This is a genomic window from Blautia sp. MSJ-19, from assembly GCF_018918125.1.
Lineage (GTDB): Bacteria > Bacillota > Clostridia > Lachnospirales > Lachnospiraceae > Blautia_A.
Map to the genome: position 1 here is coordinate 197025 of NZ_JAHLQA010000034.1, position 17770 is coordinate 214794.

Annotated in this window: 17 protein-coding genes; 16 read left to right on the plus strand and 1 reads right to left on the minus strand. The window is 43.2% G+C overall.

Features of this window, described 5'->3' with window-relative positions:
• Positions 1 to 28 precede the first annotated feature (28 nt).
• From KQI91_RS11995 to rpsA, 5 genes are read left to right on the plus strand one after another with little or no spacing between them, the layout of a single operon-like run.
• Entirely contained in the window at positions 29 to 1441 is a 1413-nt protein-coding gene (locus KQI91_RS11995; RefSeq protein WP_216393013.1) for an oxaloacetate decarboxylase subunit alpha, read from the plus strand.
• Between the two features lie 59 nt (positions 1442 to 1500).
• Positions 1501 to 2757, plus strand: a complete 1257-nt coding sequence (locus KQI91_RS12000; RefSeq protein ID WP_216393014.1) for an NAD(P)/FAD-dependent oxidoreductase — start codon at positions 1501 to 1503, stop codon at positions 2755 to 2757.
• Positions 2754 to 3443, plus strand: coding sequence for a (d)CMP kinase (cmk, locus tag KQI91_RS12005; protein WP_216393015.1), 690 nt, complete (start codon positions 2754 to 2756; stop codon positions 3441 to 3443). Before KQI91_RS12000 ends, cmk begins: the two co-directional genes overlap by 4 nt.
• Positions 3433 to 4299, plus strand: coding sequence for a 4-hydroxy-3-methylbut-2-enyl diphosphate reductase (gene ispH, locus KQI91_RS12010; RefSeq protein WP_216393016.1), 867 nt, complete (start codon positions 3433 to 3435; stop codon positions 4297 to 4299). The genes cmk and ispH overlap by 11 nt, the downstream gene beginning before the upstream one ends.
• Positions 4280 to 5356: a 30S ribosomal protein S1 gene (gene rpsA, locus KQI91_RS12015; RefSeq protein WP_216393017.1), complete on the plus strand. Its 1077-nt coding sequence runs from the start codon at positions 4280 to 4282 to the stop codon at positions 5354 to 5356. The genes ispH and rpsA overlap by 20 nt, the downstream gene beginning before the upstream one ends.
• An 83-nt stretch (positions 5357 to 5439) precedes the next feature.
• Here the strand turns inward: rpsA and KQI91_RS12020 are convergent, their stop codons facing one another.
• Complete coding sequence (locus tag KQI91_RS12020; protein ID WP_216393018.1) at positions 5440 to 6462, minus strand: ribonuclease H-like domain-containing protein; 1023 nt, start codon at positions 6460 to 6462, stop codon at positions 5440 to 5442.
• Positions 6463 to 6685: 223 nt separating this feature from the next.
• Between KQI91_RS12020 and rsxC the strand changes: the two genes are divergently transcribed.
• From rsxC to KQI91_RS12075, 11 genes are all read left to right on the plus strand, one after another.
• The gene (gene rsxC / locus KQI91_RS12025; protein WP_216393019.1) at positions 6686 to 8008 is read left to right on the plus strand and encodes an electron transport complex subunit RsxC; all 1323 of its coding nucleotides are present in this window, start codon (positions 6686 to 6688) and stop codon (positions 8006 to 8008) included.
• Positions 8009 to 8022: 14 nt separating this feature from the next.
• Positions 8023 to 9003: an RnfABCDGE type electron transport complex subunit D gene (locus tag KQI91_RS12030; protein ID WP_216393020.1), complete on the plus strand. Its 981-nt coding sequence runs from the start codon at positions 8023 to 8025 to the stop codon at positions 9001 to 9003.
• On the plus strand, positions 9000 to 9620 hold the full coding sequence (locus KQI91_RS12035) for an RnfABCDGE type electron transport complex subunit G (protein ID WP_216393021.1): 621 nt from the start codon (positions 9000 to 9002) through the stop codon (positions 9618 to 9620). The genes KQI91_RS12030 and KQI91_RS12035 overlap by 4 nt, the downstream gene beginning before the upstream one ends.
• Positions 9617 to 10327 carry an electron transport complex subunit RsxE gene (gene rsxE / locus KQI91_RS12040; RefSeq protein ID WP_216393022.1) on the plus strand — a complete coding sequence of 237 codons (711 nt, stop codon included), beginning with the start codon at positions 9617 to 9619 and terminating at the stop codon, positions 10325 to 10327. Before KQI91_RS12035 ends, rsxE begins: the two co-directional genes overlap by 4 nt.
• Entirely contained in the window at positions 10324 to 10899 is a 576-nt protein-coding gene (rsxA, locus tag KQI91_RS12045) for an electron transport complex subunit RsxA (protein ID WP_216393023.1), read from the plus strand. The genes rsxE and rsxA overlap by 4 nt, the downstream gene beginning before the upstream one ends.
• Positions 10900 to 10911: 12 nt before the next feature.
• A complete protein-coding gene (locus KQI91_RS12050; protein WP_216393024.1) occupies positions 10912 to 11703 on the plus strand; it encodes an RnfABCDGE type electron transport complex subunit B in 792 nt (263 codons plus the stop codon).
• A 250-nt stretch (positions 11704 to 11953) separates the two neighbouring features.
• Positions 11954 to 12565, plus strand: a complete 612-nt coding sequence (gene ruvA, locus KQI91_RS12055; protein ID WP_216393025.1) for a Holliday junction branch migration protein RuvA — start codon at positions 11954 to 11956, stop codon at positions 12563 to 12565.
• Between the two features lie 26 nt (positions 12566 to 12591).
• A complete protein-coding gene (gene ruvB, locus KQI91_RS12060) occupies positions 12592 to 13590 on the plus strand; it encodes a Holliday junction branch migration DNA helicase RuvB (RefSeq protein ID WP_216393026.1) in 999 nt (332 codons plus the stop codon).
• Positions 13591 to 13681: 91 nt separating this feature from the next.
• Complete coding sequence (zapA, locus tag KQI91_RS12065) at positions 13682 to 14089, plus strand: cell division protein ZapA (protein ID WP_216393027.1); 408 nt, start codon at positions 13682 to 13684, stop codon at positions 14087 to 14089.
• Positions 14090 to 14165: 76 nt separating this feature from the next.
• On the plus strand, positions 14166 to 16331 hold the full coding sequence (locus KQI91_RS12070; protein ID WP_253288562.1) for a peptidase U32 family protein: 2166 nt from the start codon (positions 14166 to 14168) through the stop codon (positions 16329 to 16331).
• A 6-nt stretch (positions 16332 to 16337) separates the two neighbouring features.
• A complete protein-coding gene (locus KQI91_RS12075) occupies positions 16338 to 17711 on the plus strand; it encodes an FtsW/RodA/SpoVE family cell cycle protein (protein ID WP_216393028.1) in 1374 nt (457 codons plus the stop codon).
• The last annotated feature ends 59 nt before the right edge of the window (positions 17712 to 17770 follow it).

Sequence of the window (17770 nt, forward strand, 5' to 3'; positions counted from 1 at the left end):
CCTTAAAAAAAATACAAGGAGAATTAATATGGCTGAATTAGAAAAAAAACCTGTAAAAATCGTGGAAACTGTTCTCCGTGATGCGCATCAGTCTCTGATTGCAACAAGACTTACCACAGAACAGATGCTCCCGATCGTTGATAAAATGGACAAAGTCGGCTACCACGCAGTAGAGTGCTGGGGTGGAGCTACTTTCGATGCTTCCCTTCGTTTCCTGAAAGAAGACCCATGGGAAAGACTTCGTAAATTACGTGACGGCTTCAAGAACACAAAACTTCAGATGCTGTTCCGTGGACAGAATATCCTTGGATATCGTCCATACGCAGACGATGTAGTAGAATACTTCGTACAGAAATCTGCTGCTAACGGAATCGACATCATCCGTATTTTTGACTGCCTCAATGATATGCGTAACCTTCAGACAGCAGTCAAAGCTGCTAACAAAGAAAAAGCACATGCACAGGTTGCTCTTTCCTATACATTAGGTGATGCATATACTCTTGACTACTGGGTAAACATCGCAAAACGTATCGAAGAGATGGGTGCAGATTCTATCTGTATCAAAGATATGGCAGGTCTTCTGCTTCCATATAAAGCAACAGAGCTTGTCGGAGCACTGAAAGATGCTGTCAGCATCCCGATCGACCTTCATACACATTACACCTCTGGTGTTGCTTCTATGACATACCTCAAAGCAGTAGAAGCAGGTGTTGATATCATCGATACTGCAATGTCTCCATTTGCACTGGGAACTTCCCAGCCGGCAACAGAAGTTATGGTAGAAACCTTCAAAGGTACACCATATGATACAGGATTTAATCAGAAACTCCTTGCTGAGATTGCTGACTACTTCCGTCCGATCCGTGACGATGCTCTCGACAGCGGACTTCTGAATCCGAAGAACCTTGGCGTTAACATCAAGACTCTTCTGTACCAGGTACCGGGAGGAATGCTTTCCAACCTGACATCCCAGCTGAAAGAGCAGCACGCAGAAGATAAATTCTACGATGTTCTGGAAGAAGTTCCGAAGGTTCGTAAAGATCTCGGTGAGCCGCCGCTCGTTACACCATCTTCCCAGATCGTTGGTACACAGGCTGTATTCAACGTACTGATGGGCGAAAGATACAAGATGGTTACAAAAGAAACCAAAGATATCCTGTTAGGAAAATACGGTGCAACTGTTAAACCGTTCAATCCGGAAGTACAGAAAAAGTGCATCGGAGATGCAGAACCGATCACCTGCCGTCCGGCAGATCTTCTTGACAACGAGCTGGACAAACTGGAAACAGAAATGTCCGCTTACAAAGAGCAGGATGAGGACGTATTATCCTACGCACTGTTCCCACAGGTAGCTACAGACTTCTTCAAATACCGTCAGGCACAGGAGAAAAAAGTAGACGAAAAAGCAGCAGATACAAAGAACGGAGCATATCCGGTATAAAAACAAAGGTGCAGGCCCGTCAGGTTATCTGACGGGTCTGTTTTGCAGAAAGGGCACTTATGAACAAAGTGATTATTGTCGGCGGCGGGGCGGCAGGTATGCTCGCTTCCATCATTGCAGCCAGAAACGGTTGTGACGTCTTATTATTTGAAAAGAATGAAAAGCTTGGAAAGAAAGTATATATTACAGGAAAGGGCCGCTGTAATGTTACAAATAACTGTGATCCTGAAGAACTTCTTCAGGCAGTTATGAGTAATCCAAAATTTCTTTACAGTGCATTTTATTCCTTTACCAGTCAGGATATGATGGCTTTATTAGAAGAAGCAGGTGTTCCGTTAAAGACAGAACGCGGCAATCGTGTGTTCCCGGTATCCGATCACTCCTCAGACATCATTCATGGTCTTGAGCGACTGATGAAGAAATATCATGTACAGATCCGACTTCACAGTGAAGTTTCAAAAATCCTGACAGAAAATGGAATAGTAACCGGTGTACAGTTGAAAGATAATAAGATCTATACAGCTGATTCTGTAATTGTTGCCACCGGGGGATTATCTTATCCGACTACCGGTTCTACCGGGGATGGCTATCGCTTTGCTGTCGAGACAGGACACAAAGTCACAGAATGTATTCCATCTCTTGTCCCTCTTACAACCAGAGAAGAATACATTCCTCTCATGAAAGGCCTTTCTCTGCGAAACGTAGAACTGACGATCAAAAGAGGCAAAAAAACAGTTTATCAGGATTTTGGCGAAATGATGTTTACGCATTTCGGCATTACCGGACCACTGGTTTTATCTTCCAGTGCCAAGATTGGTAAGTTTCTCCAGAAGGGAGAAGAACTGAATGCCTTTCTTGACCTCAAACCTGCTTTATCCCATGAACAGCTGGATGACCGTATCTTACGCGAGTTTTCCTCTGCTCAGAATAAACAGTTCAAAAATGTGATCGGTGTACTTTTCCCGTCTTCCCTGACACCTGTGATCATTGATCTTGGTCCGATTTCAGGAGATAAGGTCATTCATGACATTTCCAGAGAAGAGCGCCTTGCGTTTGGTTCTCTGGTAAAAGCCTTTCCATTTACCATTACAGGACTCGGCAGCTTTTCCGAAGCAGTCGTCACCCGGGGTGGTGTATCTGTAAAGGAGATCAAACCGGGAAGTATGGAATCCAAACTTATCAAAAACCTGTATTTTATCGGTGAGGTACTCGATCTCGATGCTGTGACTGGCGGTTATAACCTTCAGATTGCATGGTCAACAGCATATCTAGCAGCAACAGATGTATGCAGGAATAAACAGGAGGATATATCATGATCTACAATATTGCAATTGACGGACCGGCCGGAGCCGGCAAAAGCACGATCGCAAGACGTGTGGCAAAAGAATTATCATTCATTTATGTTGACACAGGAGCCATGTACCGTGCGATGGCATTTTACCTTCTCCGCGAAGGTGTCGACCGAAATAACACAGAACTGATCGGTGATACCTGCCAGAATGCCGAGATTTCTATCGAATATCAGGACGGAGAGCAGATTGTCCTTTTAAACGGCGAAAATGTAAATGCATATCTTCGAACAGAAGAAGTTGGAAATATGGCATCTGTAAGTTCCGCTGTACCGCGTGTCCGCGAGAAACTCCTCAGCCTTCAGCGCAAACTGGCAAAAGATATGAGTGTCGTCATGGACGGGCGTGATATCGGTACAACGATTCTTCCGGATGCAGATGTAAAAATTTACCTGACGGCCAGTTCACTGCCCCGTGCCAGAAGACGTTACCTGGAACTCCAGGAAAAAGGAGAAACCTGTAACCTGGACGAGATCCAAAAAGATATCGAGGAGAGGGATCAGCGCGATATGAATCGTGAGATTTCCCCTCTTCGTCAGGCTGATGATGCCGTACTGGTAGATTCCTCTGATCTTACGATCGAACAGGTCGTAGACCGCATCCTTGAAATCTTCAGATCAAAGACAGAAAAGGAAGTTTCTCATGAAAGTTAAAGTTGCAGAAACTGCCGGATTCTGTTTTGGAGTAAAGAGGGCAGTAGATAAAGTATATCAGCTGATCGAAGCGGGTGTAGAGCCAATCTATACACTGGGTCCGATCATCCATAATGAAGAAGTCGTTTCCGACCTTGCTGCCAAGGGGGTCCGGGTGATCGAAGAAAAAGATCTGCCGTCCCTTACAGGAGGCACGGTTGTCATCCGTTCTCACGGAGTAGGTAAAGCCATCTATCAGGAGCTGGAACAGAACCATCTTGATTATGTAGATGTCACTTGTCCTTTCGTATTAAAAATACATCGCATTGCAGAAAAACAGAGTCTCGCCGGAAAACATATTGTTATCTTCGGCGACCCGGATCACCCGGAAGTCAAAGGAATCTGTGGATGGTGCGAAGGTTCTTACACTGTTTTAAAAAACAGAGAAGATACCGAACAGTTTGTCCCTCCTGCGGGAAAAGATATATGCGTTGTTTCTCAGACGACATTTAATTACAACAAATTTAAAGAATTAGTTGAAATTCTCTGCAAAAAGAGGTATGATAATAGTGTTTTAAATATGGGCAATATTTTAAACACTATTTGTAATGCTACTGAAGAACGGCAGAAAGAAGCGCAAAACATAGCCGGAGAGGTAGACACTATGCTTGTCATTGGAGGCAGACATAGTTCCAATACTCAAAAGCTGTTTGAAATATGCAAAGAGGAATGTGGAAATACTTACTATATACAAACACCTGTAGACTTGGATTCTGAAATGTTCCATCACAGTAGTTATGTAGGTATCACAGCAGGGGCATCCACCCCAAAGAAAATTATTGAGGAGGTTCAAGAACATGTCAGAATTGAGTTTTGAACAGATGCTGGAGGATTCCGTAAAAACAATCAGAAATGGAGAGATCGTACAGGGTACAGTCATTGATGTAAAAGATGATGAAATCATCCTGAATATCGGTTATAAAGCAGACGGTATTATCACTAAGAGTGAATATTCCAATGATGCTTCACTTGTACTCACAGACGCAGTTCATGTTGGCGACAGCATGGAAGCAAAAGTACTGAAAGTCAATGACGGTGAAGGACAGGTTATCCTGACTTACAAGAGACTTGCTGCTGAAAAAGGCAATAAACGTCTTGAAGCTGCTTTCGAATCACAGGAAATACTGAAAGCACCTGTAACACAGGTACTGGATGGTGGTCTTTGTGTAAACGTAGAAGAAGCAAGAGTATTCATTCCTGCAAGCCTTGTTTCCGACACATATGAGAAAGATCTTTCCAAATATGCAGATCAGGAAATCGAATTCGTTATCACAGAATTCAACCCAAGAAGAAGACGTATCATCGGTAACCGTAAACAGCTTCTTCTTGCAGAAAAAGCAGAAAAACAGAAAGAGCTTATGGAGAAAATCCATGTTGGAGATACTGTAACAGGTGTTGTAAAAAATGTTACAGATTTCGGTGCTTTCATCGATCTCGGTGGAGCAGACGGACTTCTTCATATTTCCGAAATGTCCTGGGGCAGAGTTGAAAACCCGAAAAAGGTATTCAATGTAGGTGATGAAGTAAAAGTTCTGATCAAAGAAATCAATGGAGATAAAATTGCTCTTTCCATGAAATTCCCGGAAGAGAATCCATGGCTTTCCGCAGCAGAAGACTTTGCTGTAGGTAACGTTGTTACTGGTAAAGTAGCTCGTATGACAGATTTTGGTGCTTTTGTAGAACTTGCACCTGGAATCGATGCACTTCTTCATGTATCTCAGATTTCCAGAGAACATGTTGCAAAACCATCTGATGTACTTTCCATCGGACAGGAAATTCAGGCTAAAGTTGTTGACTTCAACGGTGAAGACAAAAAGATCAGCCTGAGTATGAAAGCTCTGGAAGCACCTGCTGAAGAAGCTACAGAAGAATAATTTTAGTCATTAAAAGACCTGGCAGATAACCTGCCAGGTTTTTTTGTATCACAATATATCACATAAGATATGGATTAATCCCATTATTTATTGAAATTATTAAGATAAAAAGACAATGTATGAGTCAGATACTGCATCTGTTTTTTCTCGTTATTCAGAAAATCCTCATCGCAGTTAAACCAGGTATAGCAAGTCTGCGGTGTAGCAGCAATCCTCAGGCTTTTATCCATATATCTGGTAAGCGATTTCGGCATTGCCATATCTTCTCCTGGAATATAATCATAATCTTTGTAATTTTTATAATATTGCCGTAGTTTTCCCTCTTTGAGATGGACCAGCATTTTGGCTTCCCGTCCACTCACTGTCAGATAAAACTCAGCATTTCCGCAGGAAACGCTTACAGGGACGTCCGTGGGTAATTCCAGCACAAGCTTTAATTCCTGTTCCAGAAGAATCCCCTGTACCGGTCGATATTCTCCGTCATAAAGCTTTTTATATGACAGGAGAGTAAAAATCCGACCAAGTCCCAAAAGATCTTCTTCATTATGTCCCATTACAATCTCTGCTGTATCTGCATCATTTTTCTTCATAAAGCTTTTATACAATCGAATGCATTGTCCGCCATCACAAAATTTTCTTTTGTGTATTCCGGCAAAACTTTCCAGATCTGGCTGTTTCATTCTGGTCAGTTTAAACAAACTCTGACATGGTTTTAACAACTGATAGAGATCAAGAGACAATATTTTCCAAAACGGACTTTCCATTTTGTGTTTTCGATAACGTTCTTCCAGAAAAGGCTGATCAAATCGATTTCCATTATACTGAATCGTACAGTCTGCACCGATTAAAAAATTATAGAATTCCTGCAAGATCAACGCTTCCTCGTCTTCATCCGCACACATCCACTGATATAGATACCATGCATTTTGCTCAAATCTGACCGCACCGATCAGATATACAAACGCAGTATATCTTGACAATCCAGTTGTCTCAATATCATAAAAAATTGGATTATAGTCTGACAATTCATTTTTTGCCTTCGATAAATATTTAACGGTTTCAAGTGCCGGAAACCCTTGTAAAATAGGTATTTTTTTAACAATCATCGTCTTTTTTCCTTTCATGATTGTATTTAATTATACACAATATTTTGAAAATTGGGTAGTGAATTTTTCGCAAAAAAGAGGTATAGTATATGTAGAGTTACTGTTAATATTCACAAAAATCATACAGTAACCGGACGGTCGTATGCAGAAATATTATCTGCATCATGAAAAAGAAAAAGAATATAAGCAGAACTGATGCTTATAAAATAAGGAGGAAAAATATATGGGAAAACTGACCTTTAGGGGCGGAATCCATCCTTACGAAGGTAAGGAACTATCCAAAGACCATCCGATCGAGAAGTATCTCCCAAAAGGAGAACTGGCCTATCCACTTTCTCAGCATATCGGAGCACCATCTGTTCCCTGTGTCAAAAAAGGAGACGTAGTCCTCGCAGGACAGAAAATCGCTGATGCCGGCGGATTCGTTTCAGTACCGCTTCATGCATCCGTTTCCGGTACCGTCAAAGGCATTGAAAAGCGACTGAACGCTACTGGTTCTATGGTTGACTGCATCGTTATCGAAAACGACCAGCAATATCAGGAAACAGAATTTCAGGAAGCTCGTCTGGAAGATCTGACCAAAGAAGAAATTCTGAATCGCATCAAAGAAGGTGGAGTAGTAGGTATGGGTGGCGCTGGCTTCCCAACACATGTTAAACTTGCACCGAAGGATCCTTCCAAGATTGAATATATTCTTGTGAATGGTGCTGAATGTGAACCTTATATCACCAGTGACTATCGTCGTATGATCGAAGAACCGGAAAAGGTCGTCAAAGGACTGCAGGTCATCCTGACACTTTTTGATTCAGCAAAGGGATATATCTGTATTGAAGATAACAAACCGGACTGCATCGCCAAGATGAAAGAACTGGTAAAAGATATCGACCGTATCGAAGTCAAAGAAATGATGACTAAATATCCACAGGGCGGTGAGCGTACTCTGATCTATGCCGCAACCGGACGTGAGATCAACTCAACAATGCTTCCGGCTGACGTAGGATGCGTTGTTGACAACGTAGAAACTGTTATTTCCGTATACAAAGCAGTTATCCTTGGAAGACCTGTCATCAACCGAATCGTTACAGTAACGGGCGATGGCATCAAAGAACCTAAGAACCTTTGTGTACTGACTGGTACCGATATGTCCGAGCTGGTTGATGCAGCGGGTGGACTCAAGGCCAAGATTGCAAAGGCAATTTCCGGCGGTCCTATGATGGGATTTGCTTTATATGACCTTCATGTACCATGTACAAAAACAACTTCTGCATTCCTGTTCCTTGAACATGATGCTGTATCTGAAGCCCAGGAAATCCAGACAGCCTGTATCAATTGTGGCCGCTGTGTAAGTGTCTGTCCTGGCCACGTTCTTCCTGCCCGTCTTGCCAAACTGGCGGAACGTGGTGATATGGCAGGCTTTGAAGCAATGGATGGTATGGAGTGCTGCGAATGCGGTTGCTGCAGTTATATCTGTCCAGCAAAGAGACCGCTGACTCAGAGTATCAAATCCATGCGTAAAATGGTTCTTGCCAGTCGCAGGAAGAAATAAGGGGAGGAAAAGAAATGGAAGAAATGTATAACGTATCATCTAATCCCCATGTCAGGGACAAAATGACAACAAGCCGGATCATGCAGCTGGTTGTGATCGCGCTGCTTCCTGCTACCTTATTCGGTATCTGGAATTTCGGCCTTCATGCACTTCTTGTAGTGCTCGTAACAGTAATTTCCAGTGTTTTCTTTGAATGGCTGTACGACAGACTCATGCATAAGAAAAATACGATCAATGACTTCAGTGCTGTAGTAACAGGTCTTTTGCTTGCACTGAATATGCCTCCGCAGATTCCGCTGTGGATGCCGGTTCTCGGCAGTGCATTCGCCATCATTGTTGTAAAACAGCTTTTTGGCGGTCTCGGACAGAACTTTATGAACCCGGCACTTGCCGGAAGATGTTTCCTGATGATTTCCTTTGCTGCAAAAATGACAGATTTCTCTGTATCTGACGGATACCGTGGAGTACTGGACACCGTTACAGGTGCAACACCTCTGGCAGCACTGAAAAAACAGGGATTTGTAGCAGCATCCTCCATTCCGGTAAAAAATCTTTTTATCGGTAATATTCAGGGTACGATCGGTGAGACATCTGCTCTTGCAATCCTGATCGGTGCAGTGATCCTGCTTGCATTCAAAGTGATCGATCTTAAAGTTCCGCTTACATATATCGGAAGTTTTACTGTATTTGTGATTCTGTATATGCTCGGTTCCGGAATGGGATTTGACGGCAACTACCTGCTCAGTCATCTGTTCGGTGGCGGTCTGATGCTTGGTGCATGGTTTATGGCAACCGATTACGTTACCACTCCAATCACCCCAAAAGGTCAGCTTGTCTACGGATGTTGTCTTGGTATCGTAACAGCTGTGTTCCGTCTCTTCGGCGGCTCCGCAGAAGGTGTTTCTTATGCAATCATTTTCTGTAACCTTCTCGTTCCGATCATCGAGAAAGCAACCAAACCGGTCGCTTTTGGAAAAGGAGGTAAAAAAGCATGAATACAATCGTAAAAAATACCATTTCCATTACAGTGATCACTCTGGTAGCCGGTCTTGCACTTGGCGTTGTTCAGGATATCACTGCTGGTCCGATTGCAGCACAGGCTGAAAAATCCAAAGAAGAAGCTTACAAAGCTGTTTTTGAAGATGCTTCCGGTTTCAGTGAATATTCTCTTGACGATGCCGGTCAGGCAGAAGATCTCGTTGGTTATCTTAACGATAACGGTTTTTCCGCTCAGACGATCGATGAGATCATGGTAGCAGAAGATGCTTCCGGCAAAACTCTTGGATATGCTTTTACAATCACTGATTCTGAAGGTTATGGTGGAGACATTCAATTTGCCATGGGCGTTCAGAACGACGGAACACTGAATGGTATCTCCATTCTGTCCATCAGTGAAACGGCAGGTCTTGGTATGAAAGCCACAACAGCCGATTTCCAGGATCAGTTCAAAGACAAAAACGTAGAAAAATTCGAATACACAAAAACAGGTTCCACATCTGATGATCAGATTGATGCCATCAGTGGTGCAACTATTACAACAAACGCCATGACAAACGGTGTGAATGCCGGGCTTTGTGCATTTCGGTATGTGGAAGGAGGAGCAGAGTCATGAAAGCAAATACACCTGCTGAACGTCTTGTAAACGGTATTATCAAAGAAAATCCGACTTTCGTGCTTGTGCTTGGTATGTGTCCAACACTGGCCGTTACAACATCTGCAATCAACGGTATAGGAATGGGTCTTACCACAACCGTAGTTCTTGCAATGTCCAACTTGATGATTTCTCTTCTGAGAAAATTCATTCCGGACGGAGTGCGTATGCCTGCATTCATTGTAGTCGTAGCGTCCTTCGTTACCATCGTACAGATGCTTTTACAGGGATTTATCCCAAGTCTGTATTCAGCACTTGGTATTTACATTCCGCTGATCGTAGTAAACTGTATCATCCTTGGCCGTGCAGAAGCATATGCTTCCAAAAATCCTCCGATTCCATCACTTTTTGACGGTATAGGAATGGGCCTTGGATTTACCTTAAGTATTACCTGTATTGGTGCAGTCCGTGAACTTCTCGGCGCAGGTCAGATTTTCGGACAGCAGATCCTTCCGCTTGCTGCTGACGGCAAAATGGGATATGAACCGATCACTATCTTTATCCTTGCTCCTGGAGCATTCTTCGTTCTTGCAATGCTCGCAGCACTTCAGAACAAATTCAAGATCGGTGCTGCAAAACGCGGAATTGATCCAAGCGAAGGATGCAATTGCTGTTCAGGTTGTGATTCCTGCAGCAATACCATGTGTAAAGGAGGCAAACAGGCATGAAAGAATTATTGATTATCCTTGTCAGCTCTGCCATTGTCCATAACGTAGTACTCAGTCAGTTTCTTGGTCTGTGTCCGTTCTTTGGTGTTTCCAAAAAAACAGAGACTGCAGTCGGAATGGGCGGAGCTCTTGTATTCGTTATCACTTTGTCTTCTTTTGTTACCGGACTGATCTACAAATTCATCCTGGTTCCTACCGGTATGGAATATTTGCAGACAATCGTATTTATCCTGATCATTGCAGCTCTTGTTCAGTTTGTGGAAATGTTTCTTAAGAAATGCGTTCCATCACTTTATCAGGCACTTGGTGTATACCTTCCTCTGATCACAACAAACTGTGCAGTTCTTGGTGTTGCACTTACAAACGTACAGGATGAATATAACATTCTTCAGGGAACAATCAATGGATTTGCCACAGCTGTAGGTTTTACAATCTCCATTACACTGATGGCTGGTATCCGTGAAAAAATTCAGTACAATGATATTCCGGAAGCATTCAAAGGATTTCCTACTGTACTTCTTACAGCAGGTCTGATGGCAATTGCATTCTTCGGATTTTCAGGATTAATTTAAGGAGGCGTCGTTATGAATATTGGAGCAATTATTATCGCAACCGTAGTCGTTGCAGCCGTCGGCCTCTTTATTGGTATCTTCTTAAGTATCGCCGGCAAGAAATTCGCCGTTGAGACAGATGAACGTGAAGTTGCCGTTCGTGAAGCACTCCCTGGAAACAACTGTGGTGGCTGCGGCTATCCGGGTTGTGACGGTCTTGCAGCTGCCATTGCCAAAGGCGAGGCACCTGTCAATGCCTGTCCGGTAGGTGGAGAAGCAGTAGGTAAAGTGATTGCAGGAATTATGGGACAGGAAGTTGTCGAATCTGCCCGTATGGCAGCATTCGTCAAATGCACCGGAACCTGCGAGAAAACAAAAGACAACTATACATACACTGGTGTAGAAGACTGTGAAATGATGGCATTCATCCCTGGTGGTGGATCCAAAGCCTGCAATTATGGATGTATGGGATTCGGAAGCTGCGTCAAAGCCTGTCCGTTTGATGCGATCCACATCGTAAACGGTGTAGCCGTTGTAGACCGTGAAGCATGTAAAGCCTGCGGCAAATGTGTTGCAAAATGCCCGCATCATCTGATCGAGCTTGCACCATACGAGCAGAAGACTTTCGTAGGCTGCAGTTCTCATGCCAAAGGAAAGGCTGTTACAACTGCCTGCGAACTTGGATGTATCGGATGTAAGAAATGTGAGAAGACCTGTCCGAACGGTGCGATCACTGTTACAGACTTCTGTGCACACATTGATTACGACAAATGTACAAACTGCGGTGCATGTAAAGAAGCATGTCCGAGACATGTTATTCTTTAAAAGAAAACTCATTCTTTCAATAGCCACTTGTTATCCCGGCAGAGGAAATCCCTTTGCCGGGATTTTCTGTATCTGTATATACCACGTTTCTGTGAACGGAGTGGACAGTAGCGATACTTTCTCATGGACATTGTTTCATTCGAATAGATGTTTGCTTTTTATGGATTGATATGTTATCATTGTGAAAGTAAATGGGAATTTGCATTTATCACAGTAGTTTTTGCATCAAATAACAACAGGAGATATACATATGATTTCATTTATTCGCGGGCTTATAGCCGATACAACAGAAACATCTGTCATTTTGGAGAACAACGGTATCGGATATGAGATTTTTATGACAGGCAGTTCCATTGAACAGGCATCCCGTTCAGATCAGGAAATAAAAATCTATACACACTTTCATGTAAGAGAAGACCTCATTCAGCTCTATGGCTTTTTGTCCAGAGACGATCTTGAAATGTTCCGCCTGCTTTTGAATGTTAATGGAATCGGTCCCAAGGCTGCACTGGGTATCCTTGCCGGTTTAAGCGCCGATGAACTTCGCTTTGCAGTTCTTTCAGACGATATCAAAACAATCTCCAAGGCTCCTGGTATTGGTAAGAAAACCGCCCAGAAACTGATTCTCGAATTAAAAGACAAGCTGAAACTGGAAGATGCTTTTGAAAAGAAACTTGCACATGAGCAGGAGACCGCCGCCATTTCCGGCACGTCGCTCCACGATGGACGTCAGGAAGCGGTAGAAGCACTGGTTGCTCTCGGATATAGCAATACCGATGCCATGAGAGCTGTCCGCAAAGTTACAGATGTCTCCCCGGATGATGTAGAGGGACTTCTCAGAGCTGCATTAAAACAGTTATAAAGTTATAATCGGAGTAAAAAATATTCATGGATAAAAGAATGATCACCACCGATGTCACAGAAGAGGATCTTCCCCTGGAAGGAAATCTCCGTCCACAGACTCTGGATGAATACATTGGTCAGGAAAAAACCAAAAAAACATTAAAAATCTATATTGAAGCAGCAAAACAACGCCACGATGCTCTGGATCATGTTCTCTTTTATGGCCCTCCAGGACTTGGCAAGACAACTTTATCCGGTATTATCGCCAACGAAATGGGTACTCATATGAAGGTAACCTCTGGCCCGGCAATCGAAAAGCCCGGTGAAATGGCAGCTATTCTGAACAATCTCCAGGAAGGAGATATTCTCTTTGTAGATGAGATTCATCGTCTGAACCGCCAGGTTGAAGAAGTGCTGTATCCCGCCATGGAAGACTTTGCCATCGATATCATGATCGGCAAAGGAGCTTCTGCCAGATCTATTCGTCTGGATCTCCCCAGATTCACACTGGTCGGTGCTACCACCCGGGCAGGACTTCTTTCAGCACCGTTACGTGATCGTTTTGGTGTTATGCATCATCTGGAATTTTATAATCACAGAGAGTTAGAGACAATTGTTTTACGTTCTGCCCAGGTTCTGGGTGTCGAAATTGATACAAAAGGGGCTGCCGAAATCGCCAAACGTTCCAGAGGAACACCTCGTTTAGCCAACAGACTTCTCAAACGAGTCCGTGATTTTGCACAGGTAAAATACGACGGAAAAATCACATATGATGTCGCCTCGTTTGCTTTGGATCTTCTGGAAGTAGATCAGTATGGTCTTGACAAGATTGACCGCCGTATCCTCCAGACACTGATCGTTAATTTTCAGGGAGGTCCTGTTGGACTGGAAACACTGGCCGCAGCAATCGGAGAAGACGCCGGAACACTGGAAGATGTATACGAGCCATACCTGCTCCAGAATGGTTTTCTGAACCGTACTCCCCGTGGTCGGACTGCCTCTTCACTTGCCTATGAGCACCTTGGTCTCAAAAAAAATTTGTAGTTTTGAAAAGATTACGTAAAAATTCCTATACATTTCTACAAAATTCGATTATAATGGTTGGAAGAAACTACAATTTTACGGGAGGCTTGTTATGGCAGTCAAAAATACGGCGCAGGTAGTGATCGGAGGCAAAATCATCACTCTGGGTGGTTATGAGTCCGAAGAATATTTCCAGAAAGTAGCGTCTTATATAAATAATAAAATCGCAGAGTTAAGCGAAATGCCGGGATATACCCGACAGCCGATGGAAACCAAACATACTCTGCTGAGCCTGAATGTCACAGATGATTATTTCAAGGCAAAAAAACAGGCAGAAATCTTTGAGCAGGATCTTCAGCAAAAAGATCAGGAAATGTACGAGTTGAAGCATGAACTGATCGCACTCCGCATGAAAATCGAAGAAACTGAAAAAAGTGAACAGGATGCTTTGCGCCAGAAAGAACTTCTGGAAGGCAAAGTCAAAGAACTGAATGACGAAATTGACAAATTGCTCAACTAAAAGAGCCGGAAGGGGATTGCTTAGGTAGTCCTCTTTATTTGTTTCACCATCAACATATATAAAGGAATGAATACATTTGAAAACAGATCATAATATCGAACTTCTCGCACCAGCCGGCTCTTATGAGGCATTTATTTCTGCCATTGGAGCAGGAGCAGACGCAGTCTATGTGGGCGGTCCGGACTTTGGTGCCAGAGCATACGCGCAGAATTTCAGTCAGGAAGAACTTCTGCAGGCAATTCACGTTGCACATATACATGACAAAAAACTGTATCTGACTGTAAATACATTATTAAAAAACCGAGAAATCCAAGAGCGATTATACGATTCTCTGCTTCCTGCATATGAAGAGGGACTTGATGCGGTAATTGTTCAGGATTTCGGTGTTTTTCAATTTATAAAACAAAACTTTCCAGGACTTCATCTGCATGCCAGCACCCAAATGACTGTCACTGGTCCCGGAGGAATGAAATTTCTGGAAGAACAGGGTGCAACCAGAGTAGTTGCAGCCAGAGAATTATCTCTGCTGGAACTTCGTACCATGCATCAGACAAGCCCAATTGAAATAGAAGCTTTTATTCATGGTGCACTGTGTTACAGTTTTTCCGGTCAGTGTCTGATGAGCAGCATGCTCGGAGGGCGAAGTGGAAATCGAGGCAGATGTGCCCAGCCATGTCGTCTGTCTTATCAGGTCCGCAAACCAGAAGATGCCTATCAATTTCAAAAAGATTTTTGCCCGCTCAGTCTGAAAGACATGTGCACAATCGATCTGCTTCCAGAAATCCTGAACGCAGGTGTCACATCACTCAAAATCGAAGGCCGTATGAAACAACCAGGCTACACAGCTGCCGTTACCGGAATGTATCGCAAATATCTGGATATACTTCTTAACAGCGATAAACCTTATCATGTAGCAGACCGGGATCGGCAGGATCTGCTCCGCATCTTCAGCCGCGGAGGTTCTTGTCCTGGATACTATCAGCAGCATAACGGATCTTCTATGATGGCTTTTAGCAATGAAAAGAAAACTTCTGGCCTTCCAGAAAAACTTCCTTCCAAAAAGGAATCCATCTCAGGATTTTTGTTTCTTTATCCACAAAGCCCTGCTTTTCTGGAAGTTTCCTGCCGCGGCATACAGGTGACTGTTTCTGCAGGAGAAGTTCAGTTTGCCAAAGAACAGCCAATGGCAGAGGAACGCGTACGTAAGCAAATGGAAAAACTTGGAAATACAGAATTTGAATGGAAAGAACTGAACATCCAGATGGGGGATCATATTTTCATTCCCGTCCGTACTCTGAACGAGCTTCGGCGTAACGCTCTGATGCAATTGGAGGATGCTTTATGCACCCCTACGAAACGGAGCCTTTCCAGCCATCCGGTGTTTTCACCCGATACAAGCTCTTCCGGCCATGATTCATCCGCACACATCCTTGTATCTTGTGAAAACATTCAGCAGGCAGAAACGCTCTGTCTGAATCCGGAAATATCCGGCATGTATCTTTATTATGATGCTATGGAATATTGTATTCACAAAGAGATTCAAAAGACAAAAGATCTTTATCTTTCCCTTCCATACATTACCCGTGGAGCTGCACCGGACGGTTTCTTTGATACCTGTCGTAACTGGCTTGCCGCCGGAATGAAGGGGTTCCTTGTAAAAAATCTGGAAAGTTATGAAATGCTGAAAGAAGCAGGATGGCAGCAGTTATGTATTTTGGATGCATCTGTTTATACCTGGAACAATGAGTCCATTGCTTTCTGGCAGAAAGAAAATATCCTTCGAAACACAGTTCCATATGAACTCAACGAAAAAGAAATTGCTCACAGAAACAACAGCAACAGTGAAATGATCATCTATGGCTATATTCCACTGATGCTTTCGGCACAATGTGTGCGTAAAAATACAGCCCAATGTGACTGTTCTGAAGAATCAATGATTCTGAAAGACCGTTATGACAAAGAATTCCACTGTAACTGTATCTGCCATCCATGGAAAACGGGAAATACAGCCAAAGAAGAGTATTGTTATAATATTCTCTATAACAGTCTTCCCCTTGGACTTCTGAAAGAATCCCGTAAAATCCAGAATCTTGGTATCAGACATCTGCGTTTGAATTTTACACTGGAGACACCACAGGCAGCAGCAGAAATCCTGCAGCAGTTTTTACAGGTTTATCTCCATCATGGCAGTGCGCCCGACAGAGACTATACCAAAGGACATTTTAAAAGAGGAGCCGAGTAAAGGCATATGATTAATGTAATTGTAGAATTATCCAAGTATATCATCCTGACACTGATGATTGTATATACCTTTCATTGTTTCTATACGGTACGACAATCAGATGAAGAAGAACGCAAAGAACTATTGCGGCAACAGCTTCTTTTGATCTTCTTTATTGACTTTACTGCATTTCTTGTTATTTACCTGAAAACCTTTAATTTTAAGGTTGTAGAATTTTATGCAGAAATGCTTCTGTTTTTTGCAGCAATTCAGATTCTGTACCGCCTGTTTTATAAAAAAGCATCCATCCTTCTTCTGAATAATATGTGCATGCTTTTGAGTGTCGGATTCATCATGCTGTGCCGGTTGGATATCTCCGCTGCGCAAAAACAGCTTTTGGTTGCTGCCGGAGCCAGTGCAGTTGCGCTCATTGTCCCGGTCATGATACGTAAGATGCGCTTTCTGCGCAAACTGACCTGGCTTTATGCTGGTGTTGGTATCCTTTTACTGGGGGCAGTATTCGCACTGGCACAGACCAGTTATGGTGCCAAACTTTCCCTGATGGGGGTTCAGCCTTCTGAGGCAATCAAGATTACTTTTGTATTTTTCATGGCATCTTATCTGTCAAGAAATACCAGTTTTCGTGCCATTGTACAGGTCACGATCGTTGCCGCACTCCATGTTGGTATTCTGGTTCTGTCCAGGGATCTCGGAAGTGCTGTTATCTTTTTTGTCACATATCTGGTAATGGTATATGTAGCTACAAGGAATTTTGGCTATCTTGCACTTGGGCTTGGCGGCGGTTCTGCTGGTGCCGTAGTTGCCTACCATCTGTTCGGACACGTTCGCCAGAGAGTCAGTGCTTGGAAAGATCCTATGGCAGTTTATCAAAATGAAGGTTATCAGATTGTACAGTCTCTTTTTGCAATTGGTACCGGCGGCTGGTTTGGTATGGGCTTATGCCAGGGTTCTCCGGAATCTATTCCTGTTGTAAAAAATGACTTTATTTTCAGTGCAATCTGTGAAGAACTTGGTGGTATTTTTGCCATTTGCCTGATTCTTGTATGTATGAGCTTTTTCCTGATGATCGTCAATATTGCATTGCGGATCATCAATCCATTTTACAAACTGATTGCTCTGGGACTTGGCGTGGAATATGCTTTTCAGGTATTCCTCACTATTGGCGGTGCTACCAAATTTATTCCTATGACAGGTGTTACACTTCCTCTGGTAAGTTATGGAGGAAGTTCCCTGTTATGTACCATCCTGATGCTTGCGATCATTCAGGGACTTTATATTCTAAGAGAAGACGAGGACGAGGAATTTGAGAAACGAAAACAGGAAGCAGTACAGAGACTCCGTTCAGGAGAGACAATCAACAGAACGCGTCAGATCCGATAAACGACGACGTACCAGAAATCGAGGCTATACCGGAGTTTCCTTCTTTTTTATCATTATCT